Genomic DNA, 11,906 nt, shown 5'->3' on the forward strand with positions numbered 1-11,906 from the left:
ACCCGCCGAGGATAGGTCATGTCGCGTGCACACCAGCGCTTCACAAAACAACAGCCCCAGCAAAAAGAGCTGCGCGCCATCGATGCGCTAATTAATCAAGGGCGATACTTGGACGCTGAAGAGAAAGCGCGCGTGCTGATGGAACGCTATCCGCGTAGTGGTGATGTGCTAGGCATGCTGGGCTTGTCACTTGTTAGCCAAACTAAATATGATACAGCGTTACCTATACTGCAAAAGGCCAATTCACTTCTACCAGACGCCCCCGCTATTCTCGCTGCGCTGGGCGTATGCTTGCTGGTAACTGGTCAGCCCGAGGCGGCACGGCCGCTGCTAGAGCGAGCATTAGCTTTACAGCCTAACCGCTTGGCAGCACGTACTAACTTGGGAGACGTTTATATCGCCTTGGGCGAAGTGGAAAAAGGGCGCCAATGCTTTCTGGAAAACTTGCGCCGAGACCCGCTTAATGTCGGTGCTCATTATAGCCTGTCTAATTTTATTACCTACCAGCCAACGGATGAGATCTTTACATGCCTTCCTTCTCTACTGGAAGGTGAAGCTATTTCTTTAAAAAATAAAGCGACCATTGCATTTACTTTAGGCAAAGCCTACTGGGATATTGGTGATGCCGAGCGCGCTTTTGAGTATTACCGAAAAGGCAACGAACTACGTAAAAGCCTCAAAGAAGCATCCAATCTGCATGAGGCGAGCGGCATCAAAACAATTCAGCATTTTTCCTCAAAACACTTTGCTAGCTTGCAGGCAGGCGGGCTGCCAGAAGTGCCTCAGTTAGTTATTAGTGGGTTGTCACGTTCTGGAAAAAGCCTAGTAGAGTCGCTTTTAGGCGGAGCCAAAGGTTTAGTAAGAAACGGTGAAAGCCACCAGCTGCGCTTATATGTTGAAAACATACTGGCTCCTTACAGCGGAAGTGTAGGGGAGTATCTAGCGTCCTTAACCCCGGAGAAATGTCGTGCTGATGCTCAGGGTTATCTGAACTTCATTGGCTATGATGGCAGTACGAAAATTACTACACGGCCGGCAGATATTTGGGCGTTAGGGCTAATAGGATTGTGGTTTCCCAAAGCGCCAATCATATTTTGTCAACGTGACCTGATGGATGTTGGCTTAACGGCTTACTTTAATCACTACACGCAAGCTAACGATCATACTAACGATCTTTATAGCCTAGGTGAACATATTGCTTTTTATGAGCAAGCTATGCAGCACTGGGCAATGGTGCTTCCTAATCCCATTTATTGGGTTAGCTATGAGGAATTAACCCATCAACCTGATATTGTCTCAGAGCGATTGCTAAGTGCGTTGAGTACGTCGGAAAATGCTAGCTATATAGAACAAGCTGAAAGACATGCAGGGCTGGTTGAGCATTTAAGCCCAGTGCGCTCGCTGGATGTTCCGATGCCTATCCGCAAGGACTTTAACGGTGTATCGAAACCCTTCATACATCATTTAGAGCCACTACGTGATGGGTACCAAGCCGCTATGCAAGCCCATGGTTTACCTTGTGAGCCAGTGGAGCATTTTGATTGGCATCTGCAAGGGCGGCTTGTGGTTGTGGATAATGCCGCTCGCCTACCACGAGAGGATAATTTCCGTGAGTTGATGGCATCAAATGCGTTTGGGGTCATCGCTTTTGACCCGGTAAGTCGAGTGGCAGCAGATGAGGTGGCTGGGGTTGAAGAGTTTCAGCATGTACCTCATGCCCTGTTGGGTGATGGTCAGCCCGCAACACTTTACGCTACGCTAGATGCTGAGTTTAGTGCTCCCCTCGCACCGCTGCCTGCCGAGCAATTGCCAAAGAGCGTACGTAGTGGTGCTTCCGTACTCACGCGTCTGCCTATCAATACATTACGACTCAATGATATAGAGGGTTTGGCTAGCCTTGATTGGCTTATTCTTGATGAGTTGTCTGATGCTATGGCCGTGTTGGAAAACGGGGGGGAAGCATTAGCGGATGCATTGCTGCTGCAAATTGGTGTGGTATTTCAGCCGACACATCACCGTCAACCCAATCTTGCTGAAATCAGTCACTGGGCTAGTCGTCATGGGTTTAGTTTTTATCGGCTGAATAATCCTCAGCACCGTAGCTTGATGCCTGCTCGGGATGATATTGAACGCCCTCAGACTACCCAGCTGGCTACTGCCGATGCGCTATTTATACCTTCGCCAGATCGGTTGTCCACATTAGAATTTAAGCAATGTCAGCGCCTTGCCTTTATGCTGGATACGGTATTTGGTATTCACGACTTACCATACCAGTTACTTGCTGAAAGAGATGCTAAGCTCGCCGAGCGCTATCTAAAAATACGTGGTTACTCGGGGGCTAATGTGCTCACCAAAAGAGCGGGCGAACCCTCTTTCTTGGCCCTTCGTAAACCGAACCGTGTCGCGGAACGTGGATTAGCCGCAGCCCTTGCCAATCATAATATTCACCGTGCGGTCAGCCTAGCGCAGCAGCTTTTAAAAGAGCAGCCAGAGGATGCTGAAGGGCGTTACTACCTAGGGCAGGCACTCTCGCATCTTGGCCAACATGAGCAGGCGATCACTAAATTAAGTGAACTGTGCACGGCAGAGGAGGATTTGCGTTACTGGCTGGCTTTAGGTTTTGCTCAGTGTCGAGCAGGGAAAACCAAGGCGGCGAGGATTACTCATGAGCAGTTGATAAAAAGCTTTCCTGAGCACTTGGCGGTAGCGCGCTTTACTCTTGAGCTTACAAAAGGTAGCCATAAGCGCCGTGAGCAAGAGCAAGCACTTGCTCAATGTGAGGCCCTGCTAGGACATACGAATAGTACTCTGGTCGCTGCTGGTTTAGGTGACGCGTTAAGCGCTCGTGCGGACTTACTGGCATTAAAAGCCATATTTCAGCAAAGCATGGCCAGCTCCGTGGGCGAATACCAAGCTGTACTTGCTTCTCACGAAGCTGCTCTGAGAATGCTTGACACACACCAAGGCCCATTGCGCGCAAGGTTGTTGATGAATCTGGCCAGCGCACAGCGCGCGATCAATGAGCCAGCCAACGCTGTTGCAAGCCTATGGCAGGCATGTAACACCTATCCTTACTCTTTGGAAACCGTGTTGGCTTACAAGCAATTACGTGCTGCTCTAGTGGAAAGCCCACATGCTGATCACAGGTATTTAGCCGAGTTGCATACCAAGGTGCAGGAAATTTGGCGTGGCTACAAAGGTGAGCAATTGCAGTATAGCTTTGGTGACTTTGGTTTGCCTTATCAAGGGTTTGAACCTTTGATGCTGCCGGGTACCCGCTCAGCCAAGGCGCGACTGGATCATTATCAGCTTGAAAATTGGTTGCCGGATAACGCCACGGCGCTGGATATTGGTTGTAATCACGGTTTTTTGCTGATGGGCTTAGCCAATAAGCTGCTAGCCGGTGAAGGTTTTGATATCAGTAAAGCGTGCGTTGAAGTAGGCAATACAGTAGCTGAATACCTGAATTATTCCCATATTAAACTGCACCACAAGGCGTTTGATGAGTTTGTTGGGAAAAAGCAGTATGACTTGGTCATTGCGTGTGCCGTCCACCAGTGGATTGGCAAACCATTGGAGGACTTTGGTGAGGCGTTATTTACGCTGTGTAAACCTGACGGTATTGTGTTGCTTGAAAGTCAGGGGGCCCGTGACCGCCATGCGACAGAGCCAGGGTTTGAAGATAACGCAACGGCTATTGCTAGTGCTGGTTTTAATGTGCTGCATAAAGGCTCCGTTTGTGATGACGCACTTAACTATCGCGAATTCTGGATACTAAAGCGCAAAGTTGAGCAGTCTGCTCTGAAAAAAATCAGTAACAAGAGCAGTGCTAGACTACCAAGAATGGAAGGTGATGCAGAGGCATTAAGCCCCATACGTCATATCTGCCACTTATTAGCTAAAAACGGGGCTTGGTTTAACCCGGAACTCTGTATCAAGTCAGATAATGGTAATTTGTCACTGCATGGTACGCCGGGTGCGCCGCGAGCAAGTTATATGCGAGTGCCCATAGCGCTGATGCCTCAGCTTGAGTGCTTCGATATAGTAAGCCGTGGGGGAAGCCTCATTGCCACCCCCAATGGCACGCCTCTGCTTGCCCATCAGCAGGAAATGATGGAGGCAATGATGGCGTTGTACAATGCCACTAATAAGTTACAGCTGTGGAAAGAAAGCCTGCCTTTTGTGGCTTGGGAGGCGCCTACTGTAGTGGATTACCTGCTCTCGGCACGGCCGCTTAATGATAACTTGGCCCACTATCATAAGCTGTTCAAGGCTGGCGTGCAGGATGACTTGTTAGTGGATAGCTTCTTGGGATCTCGTAAGTTCAGTGTTAATGAACATAGCCTTAAGGCACTGGGTATTAATGGCCCTGCAATGCAGCGCTTTGCCTTAATGCCATTAGTTGACTGTTTGAACCATCGCTTGAATGCGGAAGGGTTCGCTACGCCACTAGTGGATGGTAAGCCGACAATGCGTACTTTTCATGTGCCTGATATTGAAACAGGTGAGCTGTTCGTACGTTACAATCTCTACGATGCCGTTGATACCATGCTTAGCTATGGTTTTATGGATAATGCCTGCACTTGGCTAAGTTCTGTACCGGTCACGCTCAACGTTAGCGGCTATCTCTTGGATGTGCAGGGGGGCGCGATGCAGCTACGTGGCCAGTTACCTGTGGCGTTTGAAGATATTCGCTCTTATATGCCAGCGCTGCATCGCAAAGGCGAACGCCGGGCAGTGATAACTAAATTGATGTTATGCACGGAAAACTTCTATAGCTTACGGCGTGTGCTTACCTACATAGTCTATCAACTAGGTATGGCCCATACCGAGCTGGTAGCGCGACAGCAGGTAGCCGAGCTGGAGAGTCAATTGATCGAGAAAAACTTACAGTGGTGGAATGGCCTTGAAGGCTTAACCCAAGAGCTACCTGTCAATCATCCAGCTAAGCAGCTGTGCCAGCACAGCCTGGACATTATTAAGACCTATCAGCAAGCAATATGATGATCAGATACGGGCATGTTGAAGCATTACTTTATGGTTCAAAAACACTGAAATATTGAGAATCAAAGTGTGATGCTGTGCTTATTTGTTGTATTGAGGGATTAAGCAGCCAAAGCCGGTTAAGAATTTTTCTGATGGTAATGGATCGGCTCCTTTATGGGGCCATTTTTTTATGGCGTATGGATGCTAACAAATCTAAGGTAACATTTTGTTAAAGATTTTCACCATTGAGCCGATACATAAATAATTACTTTTTTTGATACGCGAGCCCACACATGGCGTCTATCAACACTAACCTGCTCTCCTTGACCGGTCAGACAAACCTAAAGCGCTCTCAGTCGGCGCTGGCAACGAGCATGGAGCGCTTATCGTCCGGGTTACGTATCAATGGCGCGAAAGACGACGCAGCGGGCCAGGCGATTGCTAGCCGCATGACCAGCCAGATTAGCGGGCGCGGCATGGCGATGCGTAACGCTAACGATGGTGTATCGCTAGCGCAAACCGCCCACGGCGCCTTAGATCAAATCAATGACAAGCTGCAACGGGTGCGCGAGCTCACGGTACAAGGCCTAAACGGCACGCTGAGCTGGGATGATAACGATGCCATCCAAAGCGAGATCAATATGAACCTGCGGGAAATTGACCGCCTCGCTGATTCGGTTGATTACAACGGCATACCCTTGCTGAATGGTCGTGGTGGCCTGGTGAACTTGCAGGTAGGCGCCAACGATAACCAAACTCTGGGCGTTGACTTATTGCCGCCTGGGTTTAGCGTTGCTGCGCTAGGGCTTGAAGATTTTACGGTAGCGGGTATCGACGGCGAAGTTACCCCACGTAATACGCTTGCAGGCGTTGCGAGAGATATTGAGTTGTATCCTCAAGGGGTAGCGCAAACTAGCGTTAGCTATACAGGGGTTACGGGTAGCGAACCCACTTTGCGTCTGAACGGGTCAAGTTATTATATAAGCACCTTGAATAATGATGCTAAACCGCAACTTTATTCCGCCGTACCCCAGGCCCACCATGACACGGCCACAGACAGCAGTGAAGTCGAGGTCAGAAGCACAGGACTACTGTATACGGCGTCGCTTACCAATGTGGCTGAGCGTGCTATATCAAGTATTAGCTTTACGGATAGTAGCGGCGATGCCTTCACGGGTTCATCGCGCCTGATCGAGTCAGATGGTCGCTATCTGATTGAGCACACTGTTGCTGAAGGCGTGCGTTACTATGAAGCCTCGCTTGAATTTGCACCGAGGGCGAGCGCTGTTAACGTGAGTGCGGTAAGCAGTGTGCCTGTCTCTGAGCAGACCTATAACGCTGTCACTGAGCTTGACGTCGATGGTGCCAATTACTCGCTAGGCATGGTCGATGAACTGATCTTTCAAGGCAGCAGCGGGCAAACGCTGCCAAATGCCCAGGTACGGGTAAACGATGGCCGTTATTACATTCAAAGTGAACTAGTGGGCGAAACGGTTTATTACCGCCTTGATACCACGAGCGCTCTTACGGAAGAAGTGGATGGTATTGAAGAGACGACGCTTACCCTTCAAGCAGACACAAGCCGCGCGTTTTTAAGCGACGATTTTGCAGATGCAAATAATGTAGCTGCGCTGCCAGCGGTAGATTTTGCGTCATCACCGACTATCAACATCACCAATGCCGACGATGAGTCGATAAACGCTAGCGCGCGCCTTATGCAACGTGCTGCCAATGGCCAATATATGGTCGAGGTTGAGGATGGTGCCGGTATTTATCGCTACTATCAGGCGGATGTGTCTGTTTCAGTGGGGACAGATGGAACGGTAGAGGTTAATGCTAAAGCGCAGGCGAATATTTCAGCGAGCTATAACCTGAATGAGCGGGTGGAGACAGTGGCAGGCTCTTCAACCGTAACGCTGGATCCTCGCAACGTCACTGTTAATTATACTGATGCCAATGGCGACCGTTTCAGTAACGTGTTAAACCAGCGTGCTGACGGTAACTATTATTTCGATTTGCCGAATAGCCAGTCCAGCTACGGGAGTTATAAAGTGGCCAGCCTGGTGGATGTCGATGGCAACGACACGCTGATTAAAACGATCAATGGCGCTGGCGAAGTAATCATCTACTATCCGCTTGATTCGTTAAATCCGCTATCCATCAACGTAAGCACTGATGCCAACGGCGCTGACGATGATGGCACTCCCCATACGGTGGTTAACCTTACCGAAGTGGATCGGGAAATTCGCTTAAGAACACCACCTAACCCTCTGGCAGCGCTAGATCGCGCCATCGCCATTGTGGATAGTAAGCGAAGCCATTTAGGCGCTATTGAAAACCGGCTAGGCTCAGTGGTGGAAAACCACCTTGTGGGCAATATTAATCTTTCTGCCGCCCGCTCGCGCATCGAAGACGCCGACTACGCGGTAGAAGTGGCCAACATGACTCGCGCTCAGATCCTTCAGCAGGCAGGTACTTCTGTACTGGCCCAGGCGAACCAGGTCCCACAGAATGTGCTTTCGCTGCTGGAATAGCCTTGCTTTTAGTCAGGTTGAGATAAATATCTCATTGAGTGCCTTAGAGCCGGCTCCTTCTGGGGCCGGTTTTTATTTAAGCGTTAGTCGCTGGCCGGTTGTTGACTCGCTGAGTGAGCGGTTATCAATATCGCGTGGAGGTTGTGATGAAGTTCGATGAACACGAGCGTGTGACGCTGGAACTGGAAAAAGTCATCCGCGACACCCAGGCCACGATTGAACAGGCCGAAGCGAATGGGTTGGATAAGACCATGCCGGATGATTGCGTCCATCTTTTCAATATTCTCGATAAGGCCCTATGACAACATATTTGGGCTATGTTGGCTGAGAAGAAGGAGAAGGTTTCTGAATAACACTTCGATAGAACCAGTCGGGCAGATTTTCTTTTTTTAGCTTAATGTCGCCATCTGGGTAAATGCCGTACGGACATAGTCAGGGTATTTGAAGTAAGCCGACAGAGTTGGCCACTTTCCTCGCCAGGACTTGATTACCATCGGGTATTTCTCACCCTATTTGGCTTCCAGTTCGACGCGATGTATTTTAGAGAGTTGCGGATTTGGTGGATCACGCAATGCTGGATTTCTGTTGTTGGATAAATGCTCTCGATGGCTTCCGGAAAGCCTTTCAAGCCACCCACGCAGGCAATCAGGATGTCCTTGACCCCACGATTGTAGAGGTCTGTCAGCACAGAAAGCCAGTGATGCGCGCCTTCCTGGTCGGAGAGATACAAGCCCAGGAGCTCCTTATTGCCCTCAATATTCAGCGCAAGAATGGTATAGATGGCTTTACTGACGTAACGCCCGTTTTCCTTGATGTTGTAGTGAATAGCGTCAAGCCAGACAATGGGGTAAATGGCTTCCACGTCGCGCTCTCGCCACGCGGCTAGCTCTGGCAGGAGTTTGTCAGTGACGGCATTGATGATGCCGTTGGAAAGCTCGATATCATACATGTCGGCAATGTGAGTCCGGATATCCTGATAGCTGTTGCCAAGCGCAAAAAGAGCGATGATTTTTGCGCTCCAGTTCATCGGTCAAGTAGGTTTGGTGCTTCTTGATGAGCTGAGGATCAAAGGTACCGCTTCGGTCACGAGGCGTCTGTCGCGGGAAGCTGCCGGTAGGAGCTTTCATGGTCTTGCTGGTCGTGCCATTCTTTCGATTCGGCGTGGCCTCTACAGCAAGATAGGCATCCAGCTCGGCCTGCATGGCAGCTTCGGTGAGCTGCTTGATCAGCGGTGTCAGAATACCGTCCTTGCCGGTCAGGTCTTGACCATCAAGAAGTGCTTGCAGAGCGGTATCGGCGCTCTGCGCCAGGTCGGCATTGCCTTTGGCAATCTCCTTGCTGGCAACCTCGACGGACTCCGCCCCCTGCTTGATGCTGGCTACCAGCGCTTACGTTTCAATGGTCGATTTCCACTTTCTCTAGAAGCGTCACTTGTGGTTTATGTAGACGTTAATCACATGTTTGTGTGCTGTTTATGTATATATGACATTATTGGTAGACATTAAAAACGCTTTTTAACGTGGTTTTTGTAACCTTGGGGGTAGGGTGAAACAAAGCGAAGCGATCAGGCGTCTTGCCGAGTTCGACCAACGCGAGCGCTATGTCTTTGCTGCACGAGACATGTCAAAAGTGTTTCCCGATGATACGCCCCGTAGCCGAGAGGCCACACTCAAACGCTTGGTTAACGCGGGCATTCTGGAACGCCCATCCAAGGGTGTGTACCTGTATGCGCTCTCGAAGAACAAAGGCCCGGATACCTTGGAGCTGATTGCCAAGACACTACGCAGGGGGGAATATAGTTACATCAGCCTTGAGTCTGCTCTTTCAGAGTATGGTGTGATCTCCCAAGTCCCGGTAGGTCGGCTAACGCTGATGACCACCGGCCGTAAAGGCGAATATAAAACGCCTTATGGGGTCATTGAGTTCACCCATACAAAGCGCCCAGTATCGGATATTTTATCTGTTACCAAGGATCGCAGGCGCCCTATGAAGATTGCAACCAAGCTGGCAGCACTCCGGGATCTTAAGCGCGTTGGTCGTAACACCCACTTGATTGACGAGGGGGGCGTATATGATGATTGAGTCTGTTGATTTCAAACCCCTGATAGATCACGTAATGAAAGATGCAGCGCTAGGGCATATGCGGCCGGTTATCGAAAAGGAGTTGCTGCATTACGACCTGTTGTATGCGCTGGATAAAGAAAGCATGCTCGACAGCCTGGTTTTTCAGGGCGGCACATCGTTGAGATTGTGCTATGGAGGCAGTCGCTTCAGCGAAGGCTTGGATTTTGCTGGCGGCGTAGATTTCACTTCCCGAAAGCTGGTGGATATGAAAATTTGCCTTGAGGATTACCTTTCCAAGAGGTATGGACTGGAAGTGACTGTTAAAGAACCGGCGTCCCTAAAACAAGATCCAATGTACGCTGAGTTGAAAATCGACAAATGGCAAATTGGAATTACTACCTCTCCCGATCGTCGAGACCTACCCAAGCAGAGAGCCAAGCTGGAAGTAGCTAATATTCCTGCACACACCAAAACAGCGCGACCTCTGGTTCGCAACTATGAATTCCTGCCCGATGGCTATGAAGACCTTCTAATCATGGTGGAAACACGTGATGAGATAATGGCGGACAAGCTATTTTCACTGCCAGCAACCGAAAGGTACGTTCGCAACCGTGATATCTGGGATCTAGCCTGGCTGGCACAGCGAGGAGCCCAGGTAGACAGTGAGCTGGTAAAACAAAAAATGATGGATTATCGACTGGACGATTACCCGATCAGATTGAATAAGATGCTTGCAAGAATACCGGGCATCATTGCCGGGAAAAATTTCCATGATGAGATGGGGCGATTTCTTCCGACGGATGTCTATGAGCGTACGCTCGGACAAGGCAAATTTCAGTCTTACCTGGCCGCTACCTTGACGGATCAACTGACAACCGTTCAGAAAGCCTTAGGCCTCGAGCAATCAGCAGAGCCATCTTTCCGTATGTAACCATTTTTGGCTCTTCGTCGTTGGGGTGGAATTCCACACCCAACGACGAAGAACCGTATTTTTTTATCTGCTTTTCGTTAGAGCCTGTTGACGATTCACATGGGCAGCCATAAAAAGCCGCAGGCCAAGGCCACCATGCTTTCATAGTTTCGCTTTAACTTGTCGTAACGCGTCGCGATGACGCGATACGGCTTCAATCGGGCAAAGGCGTTCTCGACAAGATGCCGATAGCAATATAACTCTCTGTCCAAGCTAGCATTTATCTTTTTTGAGTGGCGCCTGCGTGGAATCACGACTTTCATGTCCTTTGCCTCAACCGCTTACTGACACCTTTATCGTTACGCAGGATCATCTTTCTTTGAGCAAATTCCACACCCAACGTCGAAGAGTCCTAAGTCTCAACCATCAGGTCACCTTGAGTTTCATACCGACTGATACCTTGTGCTTAGTCGGTGCTTTTTTTAAAAACGGACACCGCCATCGGGGGAGGTTTCAACAAGATCGCCATCAACGATCTCGACCACTGTTTGGCCACTCTGGAGTGCTGCCTGGTAGGCGCGGCGTGTATAAAGCGATGCCCGTGCGGCAAATCGCTGCTCTGCATCTTGCATGATGGTCATGAAGGCTCATTCATCTTGCGGGTTCACTGTAGCAAGTGCCCAGCGGCAAGCGCCAGTGGCTATGCGTGTATCAGACCACACGGGGCGCCATTTACAAACGCCGTCTATTTAACGTGTAAGATAGCAAGATCAACCGTGCAATAAATGCCGCCAGGAGGTGCCATGCGCCCCGATGACCATGAACGCGTAGCGCTGGAATTAGAAAAAGTAATCCGCGACACGCAAGCCACAATTGACCGAGCGGAAGCACACGGGCTTGATAAATTGATGCCTGACGATTACGACCAGCTTCAAAACATATTAGATAAAGCGATTAAACAGCAGCGTGAGCACACGTGGTTACTGTTAAGAAAAAAATATTAATTTATTGCTTTAAGCTCTGTGATAAGCGTTCTTATATTGTCGGCATACCCTTTTTCAGCAGCTTCCCTTTGTTTTAGATAAAAAGGGCTAAGTGGATTCCAGTTCGTAACACTTCCATACCCTGTGATTTCTTCTTCAAGTATTGCTAAGCCGGTTTTGTCATCGATTAACGTGTACTCAATAACAACATTACGTTCGTTAGTGCCAAGGTTTATGCTGGTAAATTCGCTCCAGTTGTCCAGGTCGATAACATGGGCGTTAAGAGTATACCCGCTGCCGTGCAAGTGAGCGTTTTCCAAGCTCGTAAGCGCGCCACTAACCACATCTAGTCAAGCATTTCTCAGGTAGGTAAGGTTTCTTTCCAGTGCCAGGGCAACAGTGCACTGAGATCGTCTTCGTTCAGCGTCG

Annotated in this window: 8 protein-coding genes and 2 pseudogenes; 6 read left to right on the forward strand and 4 right to left on the reverse strand. The window is 49.6% G+C overall.

Annotated features, from left to right (window positions below; genetic code table 11):
- Window positions 1-18: 18 nt before the first annotated feature.
- The 3 genes from INT33_RS18865 to INT33_RS18880 all read left to right on the forward strand — a co-directional run bounded on the left by INT33_RS18865 (window position 19) and on the right by INT33_RS18880 (window position 7,822).
- A complete protein-coding gene (locus INT33_RS18865) occupies window positions 19-5,004 on the forward strand; it encodes a tetratricopeptide repeat protein (protein WP_193092716.1) in 4,986 nt (1,661 codons plus the stop codon).
- Between the two features lie 275 nt (window positions 5,005-5,279).
- A complete protein-coding gene (locus tag INT33_RS21480) occupies window positions 5,280-7,520 on the forward strand; it encodes a flagellin N-terminal helical domain-containing protein (protein ID WP_319643942.1) in 2,241 nt (746 codons plus the stop codon).
- A 146-nt stretch (window positions 7,521-7,666) separates the two neighbouring features.
- Window positions 7,667-7,822, forward strand: coding sequence for a hypothetical protein (locus tag INT33_RS18880; RefSeq protein ID WP_193092717.1), 156 nt, complete (start codon window positions 7,667-7,669; stop codon window positions 7,820-7,822).
- Window positions 7,823-7,942: 120 nt separating this feature from the next.
- Here the strand turns inward: INT33_RS18880 and INT33_RS18885 are convergent.
- A pseudogene (locus INT33_RS18885) lies at window positions 7,943-8,830 on the reverse strand (IS256 family transposase); the annotation flags it as partial.
- Between the two features lie 235 nt (window positions 8,831-9,065).
- Between INT33_RS18885 and abiEi the strand changes: the two are divergent.
- Both abiEi and INT33_RS18895 read left to right on the forward strand, forming a co-directional pair.
- On the forward strand, window positions 9,066-9,602 hold the full coding sequence (gene abiEi, locus INT33_RS18890; protein ID WP_193092718.1) for a type IV toxin-antitoxin system AbiEi family antitoxin: 537 nt from the start codon (window positions 9,066-9,068) through the stop codon (window positions 9,600-9,602).
- The gene (locus INT33_RS18895; RefSeq protein ID WP_193092719.1) at window positions 9,592-10,515 is read left to right on the forward strand and encodes a nucleotidyl transferase AbiEii/AbiGii toxin family protein; all 924 of its coding nucleotides are present in this window, start codon (window positions 9,592-9,594) and stop codon (window positions 10,513-10,515) included. Before abiEi ends, INT33_RS18895 begins: the two co-directional genes overlap by 11 nt.
- Window positions 10,516-10,610: 95 nt before the next feature.
- Here INT33_RS18895 and INT33_RS18900 read toward each other — a convergent pair.
- Both INT33_RS18900 and INT33_RS18905 read right to left on the reverse strand, forming a co-directional pair.
- Window positions 10,611-10,823, reverse strand: a pseudogene (locus INT33_RS18900) (transposase); the annotation flags it as partial.
- 153 nt (window positions 10,824-10,976) lie between these two features.
- The gene (locus tag INT33_RS18905) at window positions 10,977-11,135 is read right to left on the reverse strand and encodes a hypothetical protein (RefSeq protein WP_193092720.1); all 159 of its coding nucleotides are present in this window, start codon (window positions 11,133-11,135) and stop codon (window positions 10,977-10,979) included.
- A gap of 162 nt (window positions 11,136-11,297) precedes the next feature.
- On the opposite strand from INT33_RS18905, the gene INT33_RS18910 reads away from it, so the two are divergent.
- Window positions 11,298-11,498, forward strand: a complete 201-nt coding sequence (locus tag INT33_RS18910; protein ID WP_193092721.1) for a hypothetical protein — start codon at window positions 11,298-11,300, stop codon at window positions 11,496-11,498.
- Here the strand turns inward: INT33_RS18910 and INT33_RS18915 are convergent.
- Window positions 11,495-11,797, reverse strand: a complete 303-nt coding sequence (locus INT33_RS18915) for a hypothetical protein (RefSeq protein WP_193092722.1) — start codon at window positions 11,795-11,797, stop codon at window positions 11,495-11,497. The genes INT33_RS18910 and INT33_RS18915 overlap by 4 nt on opposite strands.
- Window positions 11,798-11,906 lie beyond the last annotated feature (109 nt).

Source organism: Halomonas colorata, from assembly GCF_014897985.1.
In the GTDB taxonomy this organism is placed as follows: Bacteria; Pseudomonadota; Gammaproteobacteria; order Pseudomonadales; family Halomonadaceae; genus Vreelandella; species Vreelandella colorata.

Bases quoted from the DNA above. Each gene is read 5' to 3' on its own strand.
- INT33_RS18865 (WP_193092716.1), top strand. From the start codon at position 19: ATGTCGCGTGCACACCAGCGCTTCACAAAACAACAGCCCCAGCAAAAA.
- INT33_RS18910 (WP_193092721.1), top strand. From the start codon at position 11,298: ATGCGCCCCGATGACCATGAACGCGTAGCGCTGGAATTAGAAAAAGTA.
- INT33_RS18880 (WP_193092717.1), top strand. From the start codon at position 7,667: ATGAAGTTCGATGAACACGAGCGTGTGACGCTGGAACTGGAAAAAGTC.
- INT33_RS18895 (WP_193092719.1), top strand. From the start codon at position 9,592: ATGATGATTGAGTCTGTTGATTTCAAACCCCTGATAGATCACGTAATG.
- INT33_RS18905 (WP_193092720.1), bottom strand. From the start codon at position 11,135: ATGACCATCATGCAAGATGCAGAGCAGCGATTTGCCGCACGGGCATCG.
- INT33_RS21480 (WP_319643942.1), top strand. From the start codon at position 5,280: ATGGCGTCTATCAACACTAACCTGCTCTCCTTGACCGGTCAGACAAAC.